This is a genomic window from Pseudomonas sp. Leaf58, assembly GCF_003627215.1.
Lineage (GTDB): Bacteria > Pseudomonadota > Gammaproteobacteria > Pseudomonadales > Pseudomonadaceae > Aquipseudomonas.
Genome location: NZ_CP032677.1, coordinates 3,964,537 through 3,985,218 on the forward strand (window position 1 = coordinate 3,964,537; position 20,682 = coordinate 3,985,218).

Consider the following 20,682-nt stretch of genomic DNA (forward strand, 5'->3'; position numbering starts at 1 on the left):
GATAAAGCGATAAACCAAGTCTGCGTTTCTGTTGTCCGTGTGCATCTCAAACCGCCTCGAGCTCTGCCATGAAGTCCTGGAGCTCATCCAGGTCTCCGTCGTTTCGGGTACCGAGACTGCCGACCGCTTGTGCAAAGGCCTGCAGGTTCTCTGTCTGGAACAACAACGCGAGTGGCAGGTTCGTCCCCAGTTCGATCTGCAGCCGTGCTACCGCCTGGGTTGCCAGCAAGGAGTGGCCCCCCAGCTCGAAGAAGTTGTCGGTAAGAGAGACGTTTTCCAGGCACAGAACTTCAGCCCATATCGCTGCGATCCGACGCTCCAGTTCGGTTTCCGGCGCCCTGTAGCCCGCCTGACGCTGATTGCCGTCCGGCTGCGGCAGGGCCTTGCGGTCCAGCTTGCCGTTCGGGGTCAGTGGCAGGCTTTCCAGCACCAACAGGTGCGCAGGCACCATGTACTCCGGCAAGCTGGCCTTCAGCTCGGCGCGCAGGGTTTCGCGCAGCGCTGCCTGGGCCGCCTCGTCAGCGACTGACAGCGCATCAGCTGGCACCACGTAGCCCACCAGTTGCTGGCCGCCCGCTGCATCAAGCGCCAGCACCAGCGCTTCGCGGACCGCATCCAGGTGTTGCAGGCGCGCCTCGATCTCGCCGAGCTCGATACGGAAGCCGCGGATCTTCACTTGATGGTCGATGCGCCCAACGTATTCGATGACCCCGTCGGCGTCCTGGCGCGCCAGGTCGCCGGTGCGATACAGGCGGCCACCGTGCCCACCGAACGGGTCGGGGATGAAGCGCTCGGCGGTAAGCCCAGGCCGCGCCAGGTACCCACGAGCCAGGCCCGCACCCGCCATGTACAGCTCCCCCACCAGCCCTATCGGCAGCGGCGCCCCGGCCTCGCTCAACAGGTATACGGCACTGTTGGAAAGCGGCCGGCCGATATTCGCTCGGCCACCTTGCGTACGCAGGGCAAAGGTGGAATAGGTAGTGTCTTCCGAGGGCCCATACAGGTCGTACACCTTGAGCACATGCCCAGTGCCGTACAGCGCGTCGACCAGCCCCTGCTTGAGCGCCTCCCCCGCCAGGTTGATGATGCGCACGCTGGGCGGCAACTGACCGGTCTCATGCAATACCTTGATGGCCGAGGGCACCGTGTTGACCAGGCGCACCTGGTCCCTGGCCGGCAGGTGCGGTAACTCCAGGGCATTGGCCGCCAGCACCGCATAACCACCCGAGCCGAGGGTGACGAACAGCTCCCAGACCGACAGGTCGAAACAGATCGACGTCGACGCCAACACGCCGCACAGGTCCTGCTGGCTATACACCGACTGCGCCCAACCGATCATTGCCACAGCGCTGCGGTGTTCGATCTGTACCCCCTTGGGCTTGCCGGTGGAGCCAGAGGTGTAGATGCAGTACGCCAGGTTGTCCGGTGTGGTCACACACACCGGGTCGCTCACCTCGTAGCCACCAAGCTGCAGTTGGTCGACCAGCAGCGTGCGCGCCTGGAAGCTGGCCGGTACACGTTCGCGCAGGTGTGATTGCGACAGCAGCAGGATCGCCTGGCTGTCTTCCAGCATGTACACCAGGCGCTCCTGCGGGTAGCCCGGGTCGAGCGGCACATAGGCGCCACCCGCCTTGAGGATCGCCATCAGCGCCACCACCATGTCCAGGCCACGCTCCATGGCCACCCCCACCAGCACCTCCCGGCCCACACCCGCTTCGCGCAGCTTGTGTGCCAGTTGGTTGGCCCGTGCATTGAGCGCGGCATAGCTGAGGGTCTGCTCACCATGGATCAGCGCAACGGCGCCTGGTGCGGCAGCCACCTGGGCTTCGAACAGCTGGTGGATACAACGGTCGGCCGGGTAACTGGCCGCCGTCTGGTTCCAGTCCTGCACGATAAGCTGATGCTGGGCGGCATCGAGCAGCGGCAGATCGCCCACGGCAGCAGCTGGGTCGCTCACCATGGCGTCAAGCAGCGTAGCGAAGTGATGGGCCAACTGCTCGATCGCCTCGCCACGCCAGTACGCGCGGTCATGCCGGTACTGGATCGCCAGGCTGTCGCCAAGGCTCACCAACAGGGTCAGCGGGTAGTTGGTCTGCTCGCGGACCTCGACAGCGCCAAACGCCAAACCACCTGGCATGCCCTGCTGCAGGGCTTCGGAGACCGGATAGCTTTCGAATACCACCAGGCTGTCGAACAACGCTTCACCACCAAGGCCGGCCCAGCGCTGCACGTCGTACAGCGGTGTATGTTCGTATTCCCGCATGGCCAGGTTGCTCGCCTGCACCTGCCCGATCCATTGCGCGACGCTTTGCTCGCACTGCGCTGCACCGACCACCGGCAGGGTGTTGATGAACAAGCCGATTTGCGCTTCCACGCCCGCCAGTTGCGCCGGCCGGCCCGCGACCGTGGCGCCGAAGCAGACCGCAGACTGCCCGGTATAACGCTGCATCAACAACAGCCAGGTGGCCTGTACCAGGGTGTTGACGGTGACGCGCTGGGCGCGGGCAAAGGCTTCGACTCGCGCGGTAAGCCCGGCATCGAACAGCTGGTGATGCACCTGGTGGCCCTGGCCCTCATGCTCACCACTGCGCACGGCCTGGGCCAGGCGCGTCGGTTCGTGGAACTCGGCCATCTGGCCCCGCCAGAAGGTTTCGGCCTGCAGTACATCCTGGCGCTGCAACCAGGCGATGTAGTCACGGTAGCTGCCCGCCGCTGCCCGCACAGGCTGACCGGCATAACGCTGGAGCACTTCACCCAGCAACTGCGAGGTGCTCCAGCCATCCATCAGGATGTGATGGCAGGTGAAGATCAGGTGATGACGTGCCGCCCCCGTACGCACCAGCACCAGGCGCAACAAGGGCGCCTCGACCAGCTCGAAGCCACGCTGCCGGTCGGCCTCCGCCAGGCTGCTCAGCGCCCGTGCCAGCTCATTCTCGGCACGCCAGTCATGTTCGCTGAACGGCAGTGTCACCTGCTTGCGCACCACCTGCACCGCCTGGCCCAGGTCACCCTGCCAGATGAAGCTGCTACGCAGGATGTCGTGGGCCTGCAGGGCAGCAGCCCAGGCCTGCCTGAAGGCCGGTACATCCAGGCCATCCACATCCACGCGCATCTGGTTGATGTAGTTGCCGCTGCCTTGCTCATAGATGCTGTGGAACAGCATGCCCTGCTGCATCGGCGACAACGGGTAGACATCGGCGATCTCCGCCACGGCAACCGGCAACTGGTCGAGCTGTGTCTGGCTCAGGTTGGCCAACGGGAAGTCCGATGGGGTCAGGCCGCGATGCCCACCGTTACAGCAATGCTCAATGATCGCAGCCAAGGCCTGCTGGTAAGCCTGGGCCAATTGCTCGATGGTTTCCCGGCGATGTACGTCCTGGCTGAAGGTCCACTCCAGGCGTAGCTCGCCGCCATACACCTGGCCGTTGACAGTCAACAGGCTGGCCAACGGTGCTTCGGCGTCCTGCCTGGCACCATGGTTCTCGCTGGCGGGGGTGAACAACCCTGTTTCACCATCGAAGCTGCCGTCGAACTGCCCGAGATAGTTGAAAACGATCTGCCCTACAGGCAACGCGGCAAGGGCCTCGCGGCTCACCGCATCGCCGAGGTAGCGCAGAACGCCATAGCCCAGGCCTTTATCAGGCACGGCGCGCAGCTGCTCCTTGATGGTCTTGATTGAACTTGCCAGGTCCGCCTGCGGGCTCAGCTTCACCGGGTACAGGCTGGTGAACCAGCCCACCGTGCGCGTCAGGTCGATACCTGCGAACAGGTCTTCGCGGCCATGCCCTTCCAGGCGTACCAGCACTTCAGGCTGGCCGCTCCAGCGGCTGACCGCCTGCGCCAGCGCCGTCAGCAACAGGTCGTTGATCTGCGTGCGATAGGCCGCCGAGCATTCCTGCAACAGCCGTCGGGTGCTTTCCACATCCAGGCGCGTGCTGACCGAAGCAGCATGCTTCAGTTGCCGGCTGCCTTGTGGGTTGTCACAGGGCAGCACTTCGCTGGCCCCGTGCAATTGCGCCTGCCAATAACCCAGTTCCTGCCGAAGCTGTGGTGCAGCGGCATACGTTTGCAAACGCTCGGCCCAGGCCTTGTACGAACTGGTCTTGGCCGGAAGTTGCAACCGCTCCCCGGCAGCCAGTGCCTGGTAAGCCTGCTGCAGGTCTTCCAGCAGCACACGCCACGACACACCGTCTACCGCCAGGTGATGGATGACCAACAGCAGCCGCTGGCTACCGTCAGGCAGCGCGGCGAGCATGGCCCGCAGCAACGGACCGTGCTCAAGGTCGAGGCTGCGCTGGGCTTCACGGGCGCTTTGCTGCAGGTGCTCGACGCTGGCGAAATCGCGATGCCACAACAGCTGGGTGTAACCTGTCTCGGCAAATTCCGCCTGCCAGTGCGCCCCATGGCCGAACAGGCGCAAGCGCAGGGCGTCGTGGTGCCCCAGCAATGCCTGCAATGCGGCATCGAGCGTCGCGGGGTCGAGCGCTTCAGCTGGCGTGAGCAGCACCGACTGGTTCCAGTGATGGCGCACGGCAATGGGCTGTTCGAAGAACCAGTGCTGGATAGGTGTGAGCTGTGTCGCGCCCGTGACTGCGCCCTGATCGATCACGCCACATTCACCGCGGCTGGCGAGCCTGGCCAGCCCGCGCACCGTCTGGGCCTCGAACAGCTCCTTGGGCGTGAACTGGATATTCACCTGGCGTGCACGGCTAACCACCTGCAACGAGATGATCGAGTCGCCGCCCAACTCAAAGAAGTTGTCGTTCAGGCCGACCCGCTCCAACTTCAACACATCCGCCCAAATCGCCGCGATTTGCTGCTCCAGCGCGCTCTGCGGGGCGATGTACTCGCCCTGCAATTGGCTGGCATCCGGCTGTGGCAGGGCCTTGCGGTCCAGCTTGCCGTTCGGCGTCACTGGCAGCTTGTCGAGCAGCAACAGGTGCGCCGGCACCATGTAGTCCGGCAGGCTAGCCTTCAGGGCTTCGCGCAGGCTGTCGCGCACTGCGCCTTCGTCTTGCGTGCTATGGGCAGGCACCACATAGCCCACCAGTTGCTTGCCACTCGGCCCGTCCTGGGCCAGCACCACCGCTTCCTGCACGCTCGGCAACTCCAGCAGGCGCGCTTCGATCTCGCCCAGCTCGATGCGCAGGCCACGTATCTTCACCTGATGGTCGATGCGCCCGGCGTAGTCGATCACGCCGTCGCCGCGGTAGCGCGCCAGGTCGCCAGTGCGGTACAGACGCCCGCCGTGGGCGCTGAACGGGTCTGGCACGAAGCGCTCGGCGGTCAGCGCCGGGCGCTGGTGATAACCACGCGCCAGGCCAACGCCACCGAGGTACAGCTCACCGGCACTGCCGCGCACCGCCGGTTGCAGGCTGGCGTCGAGGATATGGGTCTTCAGGTTGTCGATCGGCTGGCCGATCGGCACGCTGATGCTTTCGTCCGCCTGGCAGGTCCAGTGGGTAACGTCGATCGCCGCTTCGGTCGGGCCGTACAGGTTGTACAGGCCCACCGTGGGCAGGCGTTGCAAGGTGTGCCGGGCCAGCTCAGCGGGCAGCGCTTCACCGCTGCACACCACGCGCTTGAGGCTGACACAACTCTCGACCGCTTCGTGGGTCATGAACGCCTGCAGCATCGACGGCACGAAGTGCAGCGTGCTGATGCCGTAGTGGTTGATGGTTTCGACCAGCAGCTGCGGGTCGCGGTGCGCCCCTGGTTGGGCCATGACCAGCCGCGCACCGGCCATCAACGGCCAGAAGAACTCCCACACCGACACGTCGAAGCTGAACGGGGTTTTCTGCAGCACGCTGTCGCGGGCGCCCAGGCCGTAGGCCTTTTGCATCCAGCACAGGCGGTTGACCAGCGCCTGGTGGCTGTTGCCGGCGCCTTTCGGGCGGCCGGTGGAGCCGGAGGTGTAGATCACGTAGGCCAGGTTCAGCGGCGCCACGTCGATGTTCGGGTTGGCATCGCGGTAGCCGTCGAGGCGCTCGGTGTCCAGGTCCAGGCTGCGCAGGCCGCTCGGAATCGGCAGGGCTGCGCGCAGGTGTGACTGGGTCAGCAGCAAGGCGATGCCACTGTCCTCGAACATGTAGCTCAGGCGGTCCTGGGGGTATTCCGGGTCCAGTGGCACATAGGCGCCACCGGCCTTGACGATACCCAGCAGGCCGATGACCATTTCCAGGCTGCGCGCCATGGCGATGCCCACCAATACGTCCGGCCCCACGCCCAGTTCGCGCAGCTTGTGCGCCAGCTGGTTGGCCCGGCGGTTGAGCTCGGCATAGCTCAGGGTTTGCTCGCCAAACACCAGCGCAGGCGCATCCGGGGTGGCCAACACCTGGGCTTCGATCAGCTGATGAATACTGCGCGCGTCAGGGTATGCCGCCTGAGTGTGGTTCCAGCTTTCGACCATCTGTTGCTGTTCCGGCTGGCCCAGCATCGGCAACTCACCGACTACCCTGTCAGCATTTTCCACCAGCGCTTGCAGCAAGTTGGCAAAGTAGCCCGCCAGGCGGCCGATGGTCTCGTCGCTCCACAGCGTGCGGTCATGGCTGTACTGCATCGACAGCGTCGCGCCCAGTTCTACCACCAGGGTCAGCGGGTAGTTGGTTTGCTCCTGTACGGTTACCTCGCCAAAGCGCAGGCCACCGGGCGCACCCTGTTGCAGCGCTTCGGCCACCGGGTAGTTCTCGAACACCAGGATGCTGTCGAACAAGGCGTCACCGCCCTGCCCGGCCCAGCGCTGCACGTCGTACAGCGGGGTGTGCTCGAACTCGCGCAGGGCCAGGTTGCCGGCCTGCACCTGGCCGATCCACTCGGCCACGCGCTGTTCAGCACGCGGCGCGCCAATCACCGGCAGGGTGTTGATGAACAGGCCGATCTGTTCTTCCACCCCCGGCAGGTCAGCCGGGCGCCCGGCTACAGTGGCGCCAAAGCACACGCTGGCCTGGCCGGTGCAGCGCTGCAACAGCAGCAACCAGGCCGACTGCACCAGGGTGTTGACCGTGACCCGGTTGGCCCGGGCGAAGGCTGCGATGCGCGCGGTCTGTTCGCGGTCGAAGGCCAGCCGGTGGTCGCCGTAACCGGCGCCGCTCGCGCCCGCACTGCCGGTGATGGCCTGGGCCAGGCGGGTCGGTTCGTCCAGGCCGGCGAGCTGGGCCTTCCAGAAGGCTTCGGCAAGCGCCGCGTCCTGGCCTTGCAGCCAGGCGATGTAATCGCGGTAATGCGTGGCCGGGGCCTGCGGTGCCAGGCCGGCATAGCGCTGCAGCACTTCGCCCAGCAGGCGCGAGGTGCTCCAGCCGTCCATGAGGATATGGTGGTTGGTGTAGATCAGCTGGTGGCTGCTATCGCCCGTGCGCACCAGCACCAGGCGCAACAGCGGTGCGGCAGCCAGGTCGAAGCCGCGTTGGCGCTCATCTTCGGCCAGCGTCTGCAGGGCCTGCGCCAGCGCTGGCTGGCCTCGCCAGTCATGCTCACTGCACGGCAGCTCGACGGCCTTGCGCACCACCTGCACGGCTTGCTCGAGTTCGCCCTGCCAGACAAAACCAGTGCGCAGGATGGCATGGGTATCAAGCGTGGCCTGCCAAGCCTGCTTGAAGCGCTGCACATCCAGCCCATGCACCTCCACGCGCAGCTGGTTGATGTAGTTGCCGGCCTGCTGGTCGTAAAGGGTATGGAACAGCATGCCCTGCTGCATCGGTGACAGCGGGTAGACATCGGCGATCTGCGCCGCCTCCAGCGCCAGGCTGTCCAGTTGCGCCTGGGTCAGCGCGGCCAGCGGGAAGTCCGACGGCGTCAGGCCTTGGTGGCGGGCATCGCAGCAGTGCTCGACCAGTTCTGCCAAGGCTTGCTCATACGCTTTGGCCAGCTGTTCGATGGTGGCCGGCTGGTACATATCGGTACTGTAGGTCCACTCCAGGAACAGCTCGCCGCCATACACCTGGCCGGTGATGCTCAGCCAGTTACCCAGCGGCGCGCCGGCGCATTGGTTGCGGCCTGCACTTTCCCCACTAGGGGTGAACAGTGCGCCGGCCTCGGCAGCGAAGCTGGCATCGAACTGGCCCAGGTAGTTGAAGGTGACGCGGGCCTGGCTGGCACCCGCAAGTCGCCCACGCACCTCGGCATCACCCAGGTAGCGCAGCAGGCCATAGCCGAGGCCTTTGTCCGGCACCGCGCGCAGTTGCTCCTTGATCGCCTTGATCGACTGGCCAAGGTCGTGGCTTGGCGTCAGGCGCACCGGGAACAGGCTGGTGAACCAACCCACGGTGCGGCTGAGGTCGAGGTCGTCGAACAGGTCTTCGCGACCGTGGCCCTCCAGCAGGACCTGCACGTTGTCCTGTGCGCCCCACTGGCACAGGGTGCGTGCCAGCGCCGTCAGCAGCAGGTCGTTGATTTGCGTACGGTAGGCGGCCGGGGCCTGCTTCAGCAGCTTGGCGGTGCGCGCGGCATCCAGCCGCGTGGCAGCGGTACGGGCATGGCGGTTGTCCAGGCTGCCCTGCGGGTTGTCCCGCGGCAGCTCGGCAGTGTCGCCTGCCAGCGCCTGCAACCAGTAGTCGCGCTGCGCGTGCAGCGCCGGGCTACCGGCGTGGCTGGCCAGGCGCTCGGCCCAGGTTTTTACCGGGGTGGTCTTGGCCGGCAGGTTCACGGCCTGGCCGTTCAGCAACTGCTGGTAGGCTGCCTGCAGGTCTTCCAGCAGGACACGCCACGACACGCCATCGACCACCAGGTGATGGACCACCAGCAGCAGACGCTGTTGGCCATCGGCGCAATCGAACAGTCCGGCGCGCAGCAGCGGCCCATGCTGCAGGTTCAGGCTGGCTTGTAGCTCATTGCCAGCGGCGTCCAGTTCGTCCAGCGCGGCCAGGTGGCGCTGGTGCAGCAGCGGTGCACTATCCAACGGCTGGAAGCGTGCCTGCCATTGCCCATCGCCAGCGCTGAAGCGCAGGCGCAGGGCATCGTGCTGTGCGACCACCGCATGCAGGGCTGCCTCCAGCTGCTGCACCTGCAGCGGGCTGGCCGGTTTGAGCAACACCGACTGGTTCCAGTGCGCCGGGTGGGCAATATCCATCTCGAAGAACCGCGCCTGCGCCGGCAACAACAGGGCCTCGCCACTGATGGCGGCGTCCATGGCGACTGCCGGCTTGGCCTCGATACGCTTGGCCACCTGGGCCAGCTGGGCGATGGTCTGTTGCTCGAACAGTTGCTTGGGGGTAATTCTGATGCCCTGGCGCTTGGCCCGGGCGATGATCTGCAGGCTAAGGATCGAGTCGCCACCCAGTTCGAAGAAGTTGTCGCTGCTGCCAACCCGTTCCAGCTTGAGCACATCGGCCCACACCGCGGCCAGGGCTTCCTCGACTGCACCGACCGGCGCCACATAGCCACGGCTGACCGCGCCTGGCGTCGGCAGCGCACGCTTGTCGAGCTTGCCGTTGGCGGTCAGCGGCAGGCGCTCCAGCAGCAGCATCTGCGCCGGCACCAGGTAGTCCGGCAGGCGTGTTTGCAGTTGCGCCTGCAACTGCTGCACAGTCACCCCGCCAGCGGCCACGGCATAAGCCACCAGTTGCAGGCGCTCGGCGTCACCTTCCAGCGGCAATGCCAGCACCACCGCTTCGCTGACACCCGGCAGGCCGGCCAACACCCGGCCGACTTCACCCGGCTCTACCCGGTAGCCGCGGATCTTCACCTGGTCGTCGGCGCGGCCAATGAACTCGATCAAGCCATCGGCGGTCAGCCGCGCACGGTCGCCGGTGCGGTACAAGCGGGCCCCGCCCGCGGTGGGCACGAAGCGTTCGGCGGTCAGCGCTGGCTGGCCCAGGTAGCCTTGAGCGACGCCCTGCCCGCCCAAGTAAAGTTCACCGGCCAGCTGCGCCGCCAACGGGTTGAGGTAACCGTCCAACAGCTGCGCGCAGGCATTGCCCAGCGGGCGCCCGACCGGCACCGTGCGGCAGCCTGGCAGTGGTTGAGCCGGCTCGAAGGTGAGCACCCCGACGGTGGTTTCGGTCGGCCCGTAATGGTTGATGACCCGGCAATTTGGGCGCAGTTCGCGGACCTTTTCCAACAGCCCCCAGCTGCACGCTTCGCCACCCAGGATCAGCGCTTCGGCAGGCAGCACCTCAGCCGCGCGAGCTGCTTGCAGCAGGCCTTGCAGGTGGCTTGGCACCAGCTTCAGCACGCCGACCTGATGCTGCGCCATGTAGCTGGCGAAGCCATCCGGGTCGAACGCCAGTTCCTGTGGCAGCAGGTGCAGCAGGCGGCCCGAGGCCAGGGCGCCGAACAGCACGGTGTGGCCCAGGTCGGCAGCCGTGGTGGACACCATCGCCATGCTTGCCGCAGCCGGCAGTTGCAGGCGTTCGAGCATCGCCTGAGTGTAACTGGCCAACGCCCCGTGGCTGACCACCACGCCTTTCGGCTGGCCCGTCGAGCCTGAGGTGTAGATCAGGTAAGCCGGTTGTTCGGCGACAATGGCCAGCTCGACCGGGCGCTCGCTGCAGCTAGCCCAGTTGGCCGGGTCGCAGGCTATCACCTGCACGCCCTTCAGGCCGGCGAAGCGGTCATCACCCGGTTCGTGCAGCAGCACCACGGCACCGCTGTCGGTGACCAGTTGTTGCAGGCGCTCCTGCGGTTGCTGGGTGTCCAGCGGCAAGAAGGCGGCGCCGCTCTTGAGTACCGCCAGCAAGGCACTGACCCACTCGATGGAACGCGGCAGGCACAGGGCAACGATGCTACCCGCACCGACGCCACGCTGGCGCAAGTAGTCGGCCAGGCGGTTGGACCCTGCCTCCAGCCCGGCCTGGGTCATGAACCGCTCACCGGCACGCACACCGCCGCTGGCCTGGCCTGGCGCCATTGCCTGGCGCCACAGGGCGAGGAAGTCACTGCACGGGTAGCTGCGCGTGGTGGCCGGCAGCGCAGCGGCCATTTCCCGGCAGTCGACAATGGCTTGCTGCGGGTCGCAGATCAGCGCGTTCAATACCTGGCGCAGTGAGCCAGCCATGCGCTCGATGGTAGCCCGTTCAAACAGGTCGGTAGCGTAGGTGAAGTAGCCTTCGATGCCATCGGCCTTGTCGGAGAAGTCGAACGCCAGGTCAAAGCGGGCATCGCCACCGTCCCGGGCAAAACCTGCCACTTCCAGCGGGCCCAGGCGCTTGCGGCCGGTGTCACTGGCGGCCACGTGCTGGTTGATCTTGAACTGGAACAGCGGGTTGTGGGCCAGGTTGCGTTCGGGCAGCAAGGCATCGACCAGGTGCTCGAACGGCAGCTCCTGGTGCGATTGGGCGCCACCGATCACGTCCCTGCACTGCGCCAGCAGCGCGGCGAAGGTGGCGCGCTCGTCCACCTGCACGCGCAGCACTTGGGTGTTGATGAAGAAACCGATCAGGCCCTCCAGTTCCTTGCGGTTGCGCCCGGCGTTGGGTGCGCCGATGCGGATGTCGGCCTGGCCGCTGTAGCGCGACAGCACCACCGCCACGGCCGCCAGCACCAACACGAACAGCGTGTGGCCAGCTTTGCGCGCCTGGCTGCGCAGGGCCTCGGCCTGCTCGGCGCCGATGTCCACGCGCACCACTGCACCGCGCTGGCTGGGCGTGGCTGGGCGCTGGAAGTCCAGCGGCAGGCTCAACACCGGCTGCTCATCGCCCAGTTGGGCCTGCCAGTAGGCCAACTGGCGCTGCGCTTCACCGGCCTCTAGCCAGGCGCGCTGCCAGATCGCGTAGTCGGCGTACTGAATCGGCAACGCTGGCAACTCGGCCTGCCTGCCTTCGGCCAAGGCGGTGTACAGCTGGATGAACTCCTGCACCAGCACATCGCTGGACCAGCCATCAGAAATGATGTGGTGCATGCTCAGCGCCAGCACATGGTGCTGGTCCTCGACGCGCAGCAGGGTCACCCGCAGCAGCGGGCCGGACAGCAGGTCGAAGGGCTGCTTGAGGGCCGCGTCCACGGCCACGCTCAGCGTGGCTTCATCGGCAGCGCCGTCGAACATCACCAGCTCGATCGGCAGCGGGCAGTGGTCGAGAATTTCCTGGTGGAATTCACCCTCTTGCGCGGCGAAGCGCGTCCGTAGTGATTGGTGACGCTGCACCAGCGCGTCCAGTGCCTGTTGCAGCACCGCTTGGTCCAGCGCGCCTTTCAGGCGCACGGCCAGCGGCACGTTGTAGGCCGAGCTGTCAGGCTCCAGCTGCCAGAGGAACAGCAGGCGCTGCTGGGCATACGACAGCGGAATGCGCGCCAGGCCCTGACGCGCCGGTACGATGGGCAGCAGGCGGAAGCTCTGCCCGCTGGCCTGCATCTTTTCCAGGATCTGCTGGCGTTGCTCGACGGGAAGGCCGACGAAACGTTGGGCGATGCGTTGTGCTGCGGTGAGTTCCATGTCAGGCCTCTGAGAATGCGTTCATCATGTGTTCGATATCGCTCAAGCCGTCATCGCTCAGCGACAGCCCCTGCTCGTCCAGCGCCTGGGCGAACGCGCGCAATTCGGGGTGGCTGAAGATCAGCCGCAGCGGCACGTCCAGCCCCAGCTCTACGTTAATGCGCGACACCGCCTGGGCAGCCAGCAGGGAGTGGCCGCCCAGCTCGAAGAAGTTGTCGTTCAGGCCGACCCGGGCAACGTTGAGCAACTGTGTCCAGATGCTCGCCAGCTGCTGTTGCCGCTCGGTCTGTGGCGCCTGGTAGTCCTGTTGCGGCTGGCTCGGCTCGGGCAGCGGCAGGGCCTTGCGATCGAGCTTGCCGCTGGGGGTTAACGGCATGCTCGGCAGGGTCACCAGATAAGACGGGATCATGTAGTCCGGCAGGCTGGCCTTGAGGTGCTGCTTCAAGGCCAGGCGCAGGTCGCCACGCTGGCCCTCCGCCGGTACCGCGTAGGCGCACAGCTGCTTGCCACCGGGCAGGTCGATGGCCAGCACGGTGGCTTCACGCACGCCCGGGTGGGCCCGCAGGTACTGCTCGATCTCGCCCAATTCGATGCGAAAACCGCGCACTTTCACCTGGTGGTCGACCCGGCCGCGATAGGCCAGCTGGCCGTTTTCGTCGTAACAGCCAAGGTCGCCGGTGCGGTACAGGCGGCCACCGCCAACCGGGTCGAATGGATCGGGGATGAAGCGCTCGGCAGTGAGCGACGGCCGCTGGTGGTAACCACGCGCCAGGCACCCCGCGCCGCCAATGAACAGCTCGCCGGGCACGCCCACCGGGGTAGGCGCCAGGCCATCGTCCAGCGCGTACAGGGTACGGCCTGGCAAGGCGCGGCCGATCGGTACGCCGCCCTGGCTGAGCTGCACCACGGTCATCGCCGAGCAGTCATAGGTGCTGGCGACCACGGTGGCTTCGGTCGGGCCGTAGGTGTTCAGCAGGCGCACCGCTGGCGGGCCATCGGCCAGCCAGGCGCGCAGGCCGTCTTCCGGCACCGCCTCACCGCCGACGTGAATCTGCTTCAGCCGGCCATAGGCCTCGGGCGTGCGGCGCTCCAGCGCCAGCAGGCGCCAGTAAGCTGCCGGCAGGTCGGCCACGGTCACGCCGTGGCGGTTGATCTCGGCCAGCAAGGTGGCGGTGTCCCACAGCCGCAGGTCGCGCAGCACCACGCAGGCGCCCTGGGCCAGCGGCGGGAAGAACTGCTCGATGAAGCCGTCGAAACTGACGGTAGCGAACTGCAGCACGCGGTCGTCCGGGCCAAGGCGCGAATAGTCGGCGGCCACCTGGCAGAACATCGACAGGGCGTGGTGATCGATGGCCACGCCTTTGGGCATGCCGGTGGAGCCGGAGGTGTAGATTACGTAGGCGAGGTGCTGCGGCGCCGCCAGGTTCACCAGCGGCTCGCCAGGCCAGGCTTGCAGCCACTCGGTGCCGGGCTCCAGCACCACGCAGGGCAGTTGCTTGCCCAGTTGCAGGCGCTCACGCGAAGGCGCGTCAGCCAGCAGCAGGCCGATGCCGCTGTCCTCGACCATGTAGGCCAGGCGGTCTTGCGGGTAATCGGGGTCCAGCGGCACGTAGGCACCCCCGGCCTTGTGAATCGCGATCAGCGCCAAGGCCATGCCCAGGCCGCGCTCGACAGCCACACCAACCAGGCGATCCGGCCCCACGCCCAGCGCCCGTAGGCGGTGCGCCAACTGGTTGCTGCTGCGGTCCAACTCGGCGTAGGTCATTTGCTGGTGGTCGAAAATCAACGCTAGCGCGCCTGGCCGTTCATGCGCCTGGCGCTCCAGCAATTGGTGTGCGCACAGGCCACTGTTGGCCTGGGGCACGGGGTTCCAGCCGTGGGTCAACTGCTGGCGTTCGGCGCGGCCGAGCAAGTCCAGCTCGGCAATGCAGCGCTGCGGCTGGGCGCAGATGGCTTCCAGCAGCGCCTGCCAGTGCCCGGCCATGCGCTCGATCCGCGCTGCGTCGAACAGGTCGGTGGAATAGTTGAACGAAGCGGTCACGCCATCGGCGCGCTCCAGGGTGTTGAGCGAGATGTCGTACTGCGCGCCCGGCTCCAGCAAGTCCACTTCCCTGACCTGCAGGCCATGCAGGGCATCGCTGGACACCTGCTCGCCCAGGTCGCGCAGGTGGTTGTACAGCACCTGGAAGAACGGGTTCACGCCCTGGTCGCGGTCCGGGTACAGCGCTTCGGCCACTTCAAGGAACGGCACGTCCTTATTGGCCTGGGCCTGCAAGGTGGTCTCCTTGATGGCAGCCAGCAGTTGCGGGAACGGCTGGCTGGGGTCGACAGCGATACGGGCTACCACCACGTTGATGAAGAAGCCGATCAGCCCTTCAAGCTCCAGGCGGTTGCGGTTGGTGACCGGCACGCCGATGTTCAGCGTGCCCTTGCGGCTGTAACGCGACAGCACAATGGCATAGGCCGCCAGAAATACATGGAACAGCGTGGCGTTGGACGCCACCGCCAGTGCGCGCAGGCGCTCGGTAAGGGCCTGCGGCAGGCGCACGTCGAAGCGGCTGCCCTGGTAGCTCTTGACCTGCGGGCGAATGCGCTCGGCGGGCAGCTCCAGCACTTCGAAGTCGTCTTCCAGGCGGGCCTTCCAGTAGTCGATCTGCGCCTGCATCTGCCCCTCGGCCAACCACTTGCGTTGCCAGGCAGCGAAGTCGGCGTACTGCACCGGCAGCGGCTCGATGGCTTGCGCCTGGCCAGTGGCAGCGGCGTTGTAGGCGGCGGCGAACTCGCGCACCAGCAGGCTCATCGACCAGCCGTCAGAGACGATATGGTGCAAGGTCAGCGACAACAGGTGTTCCTGCGCATGCACCTTGAACAGGCGCGCACGCAGCAGCGGGCCGTGCTCCAGGTCGAACGGCACGAAGGCTTCGGCTTCCAACCTGCGCAACTGCGCGGCGTGGTCTTGGCCGCTAAGGTCGTCGAAGCCGATCGGTACCGTGGCCGCTGGCAGGATGCGCTGCCAGGGCAAGCCATCGGCTTCGACGAACACCGTGCGTAGCGATTCGTGGCGGGCCACCAAGGCGTCCAGCGCGGCCTGCATGGCGGTGTGGTCGAGGTGGCCCTGCATGCGCACGGCCAGCGGCGTGTGGTAGGCCAAGCTTTTGGGGTTGAGCTTCCAGAACAGCCATTGGCGGTTTTGCGAACGGGACACCGGCAATGGCTGCTGGCGGTCGAGGATTTCGATGTCCAGGCCCGCGCCCTGCTCACCTTCGGCCACTGCCAGGGCGAAGGCCTGCAGGTCGACGGTGTCAAACAGGGTGCGCAGCGGGATATCCACGCCCAACTGCTTGCGCACCCGCGACACGGCCTGGGTGGCCAGCAGCGAATGCCCGCCGAGGGCGAAGAAGTTGTCGCTCAGGCCGACCTGCGGCACGTGCAGCACTTCGGCCCAGATCTGCGCCACTTGCACCTGCAGCGGCGTCTGCGGCGCCTGATAACCAGCCTGGCTGGCAACCGGCTCTGGCAATGCCTTGACGTCGACCTTGCCATTGGCCGTCACCGGCAAGTGCTTCAGCAGCATCAGCTGGCTCGGCAGCATGTGCTCGGGCAGCAGGCCTTTGAGGGTGGCGCGAATCGTGTCCAACCAGGCCTGGCTGTCTACTGGCAGCTGGCTGGGCACCAACCAGGCGGCCAGTTGCTGCTGCGGCGCCTGGCCATGCACGCGCACCAAAGCGTTGGCGATGCCGTCCAGTGCGCGCAGCTGGTTTTCGATTTCGCCCAGCTCCACCCGGTAACCACGGATTTTCACCTGGCCATCCATACGCCCGGCAAAGTGCAGCTCGCGGCCTTGGCGCACCCAGTCACCGCTGCGGTACAGGCGCTGGCCATGGCTGCCGTGCGGGTCGGGGACGAAGCGTTCGGCGGTGAGTGCCGGGCGGTTCAGGTAGCCACGGGCCAGGCCGGCACCGCCAATGTACAGTTCGCCCTTGGCCTTGGCCGGCAGCGCTTGCAGGCAGCGGTCGAGGACGGCGACGTGGGTGTTGGCCAGCGGCTGGCCGAGGCTGGGCTGCGCGTTCAGTTCAGCGACCAGTACACCGACGGTGGTCTCGGTCGGGCCGTAGTGGTTGAACACCTTGAGCGCCGGCGCCAGGTGGCGGAGCTTGCCCAGCAGGCCCGGGCTGATGGCCTCGCCACCGAGCACCAGGCACTGCGCCGGCAAGGCCGCACGGCCTGCCACCAACATGGCCTCCAGGTGAGATGGCACGATCTTCAACGCATCCACCTGGTGCTCGGCCAGGTAAGCGGCAAAGCCTTCGGCATCCAGCACCTGCTCACGCAGCAGCAGGTGCAGGGTGTGGCCGCCGCACAAGGCGCTGAACAGCATGGTGTGGCCAAGGTCTGCTGCCGGGGTCGAGACCTGCGCCATGCTGCGGATGCGCTCGACCGGCAGGCGTGCGGTGATGCCGTCGACATAGTTGGCCAAGGCAGCGTGGCTGATCGCCACGCCCTTGGGTTGGCCGGTGGTGCCGGAGGTGTAGATCACGTAGGCCAGGTTGGCCGGCAGCGGGGCGATGCGCCTGGCGCTGCGACTGCCGGCTTGCGCCCAATCCAGGTGCTGCACCTGGCCGGGCAGCGCGGCCTGCCAGTTGCCGGGGGCCAGGACCAGGCGTGTGCCGCTGTCGGCCAGCATGTAGGCCAAGCGCTCGGCAGGCTGCTCAGGCTCCAGGGGCAGGTAGGCGCCACCGGCTTTGAGCACACCGAGGATACTGGCGAGCATGCCGACACTGCGGTCGGCCAGCACGCCGACCGGTGTGTCCGGCCCCACGCCGGCTGCGGCCAAGCGGTTGGCGATGGCCTCGGCGCGGGCATCGAGTTCGGCGAAGCTGGCCTGCTCGCCCGCAGCCATCACTGCAGTGCGTTCAGGGTGACGGCTGGCTGCAGCAGCAAAGCGTTGCTGCACCATTAGCGATGGGTCCGCCTGCACCGGCGCGGCAATGGCAGGGGCAAGGCCCGGCAAGGCCAGCTCGCCAACGGCGCCAGCTGCCTCAGCGGCCAGGGCCTGCACCAGCGCCAGCCACTGCTCGCCAAGGGCTTCGACGGTGGCTGTGTCGAACACATCGGTGGCGTAGGTGAACGCCGCCTGCAATTGCCCGGCGCGCTCGTGGGTATCCAGTGCCAGGTCGAAGCGGGCGCTGTGCTTAGCCAGCTCGATCGGTGCCAGGCTCAAGCCAGAGCGGGTCTCGAGGGCTTGCACATCCGCCACCTGCGCCTGGTGGTTGAACAGCACGCGGAACAACGGGCTGTCGCTGCTGCGTGGCAGCTCAAGGGCTTCGACCAGCTGTTCGAACGGCAAGTCCTGGTGGCTTTGCGCGCCCACGGCGGTTTCCCGCACGCGCTGCAGCAGGCCGGCGATATCCAGCAGCGGGTCGATCTCGGTGTGCAGCACCTGAGTATTGATGAAGCAGCCAATCAGGCCCTGGCTTTCGCCACGGTTGCGGTTGGCGATAGGCACACCGACGCGGATCGCCGCCTGGCCGCTGTAGCGCTGCAGCAACAGCTTGAAGGCAGCCAGCAGGACCATGAACAGGGTGACGTTGTGCTTGCGGGCCAGGCCGCGCAGGCGCTCGGCGACATCGGCGGCGATGGGGAACGTGTGGCGCGCGCCACGGTAGCTGGGCCGGCCCTGACGGGTGCGGTCCAGTGGCAGTTCCAGCGGTGAATGGTCGTCGCCCAGGCGTGCCTGCCAGTAAGCCAGCTGGCGCTCCTGCTCGCCGGCTTGCAGCCAGCTGCGCTGCCACAGGGCGTAGTCGCGGTACTGGATCGGCAGCGGCTCCAAGGTGGCTTCGGTGCCGGCCACGGCGGCGTCGTACAGGCGCAGGAACTCGTCGATCAGCACGTTCATCGACCAGCCGTCGGCGACGATGTGGTGCAGGGTTAGCAGCAGCACGTGCTCCTGCGTCGCCAATTGCAGCAGGCGCACGCGCAGCAGCGGGCCGCTGGCCAGGTCGAACGGGGCCAGGGCTTCGGCTTCGGCGAGGGTTTCGATGGCGGCCTGACAGGCGTTTTCATCCAGGTGGATCAGGCTGTCCTGACGCAGTTGCAGTGGTGCGGCGACGGCGTCTACCTGCTGGCGCACATCATCGCCGTCGGCGACGAAGCGGGTGCGTAGGGTTTCGTGGCGGGCCACCAGGGCATCGAAGGCGTGCTGCAGGGCGGCCAGGTCCAACGGACCGTGCAGGCGCACCGCCATCGGCAGGTTGTACGCCGCGCCCTGCGGGTCGAGCTGCCAGAGGAACCACATGCGCCGCTGGGCGTACGACAGCTGGTCGCGCTCGGCCACCGCCACGCCGGGCGCGATCGGCAGCACGGAAAAGTCCATGCCCTCGCCCTGCAGCGCCTTGAGGAACAGGCGGCGCTTGTCGGGGCTGAGTTCGATGAAGCGGCGGGCGAGCTTGAGCGTTTGATCGGCGTTCATGTCGAGCGGTGTCCTGGCAGTCGAGCGGTAACTGTCAGACGAAGGTGTGGGGGGATGATTTAGGGGATTGGCTGGGGGGACAGGTGCCTGGGGCTGGATGGGGTCAGGGGCATCAGGGGTCCGGGGTCCGGGGTCCGAGGTCCGGGGTCCGGGGTCCGGGGTCCGGGGTCCGAGGTCCGGGGTCCGGGGTCCGGGGTCCGGCATTGGATTGGGTCAGGGCCACTAGGTGCCTGCCTTGAGAGGTGTAGCGCCTATGAGATCGAGCGCCGCCCGCGCGGCGCTTCGCGGGGCAAGCCCGCTCCTACGTTTGTTTCGGGCCAGTAACGCCTGTGACATGCGCGCGCGGCCGCCTTGTTTGTGACATCCAATATCGCGCCATGCGCCAAGGCGGTCGCGCGCGCTGGCCCAGGATGGACTGGCCCGAAACAAACGTAGGAGCGGGCTTGCCCCGCGAAGCGCCGCGCGGGCGGCGCTCGATCTCACAGGCGCTACACCTCTCAAGGCAGGCACCTGGTGGCCCTGACCCAATCCAATGCCGGACACCTGGTGGCCCTGACCCAATCCAATGCCGGACACCTGATGCCCCTAACCCAATCCAATGCCTACCACCTGATGCCCCTAACCCAATCCAATGCCGGACACCTGATGCCCTACCCCAATCCAATCCCCGACACCTGCTGGCCCTAATACACCCCCCCAAAAAAAATCAGCGCAACACCTCGGAATACCCCTGCGCCATCGCCACCACCACCTTGCGCCTGCCGGTAAACGGCGACCGCGCATGCGCCGCCAGCATGTTGTCGAGCATCAACACATCGTTCGCCAGCCAGGGGAAGCTGATGGTGCATTCATCCAGCACCCCGCGCACTTCATCGAGCAGCGAGTCCTCAATGATCGAACCATCGCCGTAATACACGTTACGCGGCAGATCCTCTTCCTCGACAATGTCCATCAACGACTCGCGCACCTCTGCCTGCAGGTTCGACACATGGAACAGGTGCGCCTGGTTGAACCACACGTCATCCCCGGTCACCGGGTGCCGGGCCACTACCTGGCAGCGCTGGCGGGTGCGCAGTTCACCGTCATCCTTCCAGAGGCACTCGATGGCATGCGCCCGGCAATAGGCTTCGACCTGGCGTGGGTCTTCAGTGTTGAACACCTGCGACCACTCCACATCCAAACCGTTGCCGTAGTTGCGCACATACATCAGGCCCTTCTCCTCCAGCCGCTGGCGAATGCGCACCGGCATGCGCCGGTACACCTCGCGGCTGTCGGCAATCGGCGTTTCGCCACCGGTCTGGGCGGGGATCACGCTGTAAAACCAGATCTTCATTGGCCATTCCAAGGTGTAGGCCTGCTCGTTGTGCAGGGGGATGCTCTGGTGCGCCGGGTACTCGGTGGAGGTGTACACGCCCTGGGTCACGTTGCTGCGCGGGGTAGAGCCGAACTCGTAGTTGAGCAGCGGGTGGCCGAAAGCACCGGCGAACTGGCGGAAAGCCTCGGCACCACCTACCTCGAAGCCGCGGAACAGAATGCCGCCAGCCTGCAGCAGGTGCCGCTCCACCAGCGGCTGCAACTCAGCAAAGGCTTGCAACAAGTCGATACCCGGCGCTGGCGCACGCACCAGCAGCGGCAGGTTGCCGCGCGCGGCATCCAGCGGTTCGATCGCAAAGCGCAGCAGTTCACTCATGTACGGTCACCTCAAGCCAGGGCCGCGTTGGCGGCAAAATCGGATGTGCGCCATGGCAGCGCCTGACTAGGTGAACGAGCAGGCCAGCGGGAAATTCACCCGGGCAGCTCACCCAGGTAAAGCCGCGGCGGCTCGGTTCGTCTGAACGATGTGCACCCT

The 20,682-nt window shown here is 66.5% G+C and carries 3 protein-coding genes; all 3 read right to left on the minus strand.

What is annotated here, in order from left to right; all coding sequences use genetic code 11:
* Positions 1-46: 46 nt before the first annotated feature.
* The 3 genes from DV532_RS18425 to DV532_RS18435 all read right to left on the minus strand — a co-directional run bounded on the left by DV532_RS18425 (position 47) and on the right by DV532_RS18435 (position 20,523).
* Complete coding sequence (locus DV532_RS18425) at positions 47-12,364, minus strand: non-ribosomal peptide synthase/polyketide synthase (protein ID WP_120715363.1); 12,318 nt, start codon at positions 12,362-12,364, stop codon at positions 47-49.
* Position 12,365: 1 nt separating this feature from the next.
* Positions 12,366-18,833, minus strand: coding sequence for a non-ribosomal peptide synthetase (locus DV532_RS18430; protein ID WP_056804788.1), 6,468 nt, complete (start codon positions 18,831-18,833; stop codon positions 12,366-12,368).
* 706 nt (positions 18,834-19,539) lie between these two features.
* Entirely contained in the window at positions 19,540-20,523 is a 984-nt protein-coding gene (locus DV532_RS18435; RefSeq protein WP_056804785.1) for a TauD/TfdA family dioxygenase, read from the minus strand.
* Between the last annotated feature and the right edge of the window lie 159 nt (positions 20,524-20,682).

Bases quoted from the DNA above. Each gene is read 5' to 3' on its own strand.
- DV532_RS18425 (WP_120715363.1), bottom strand. From the start codon at position 12,364: ATGGAACTCACCGCAGCACAACGCATCGCCCAACGTTTCGTCGGCCTT.
- DV532_RS18430 (WP_056804788.1), bottom strand. From the start codon at position 18,833: ATGAACGCCGATCAAACGCTCAAGCTCGCCCGCCGCTTCATCGAACTC.
- DV532_RS18435 (WP_056804785.1), bottom strand. From the start codon at position 20,523: ATGAGTGAACTGCTGCGCTTTGCGATCGAACCGCTGGATGCCGCGCGC.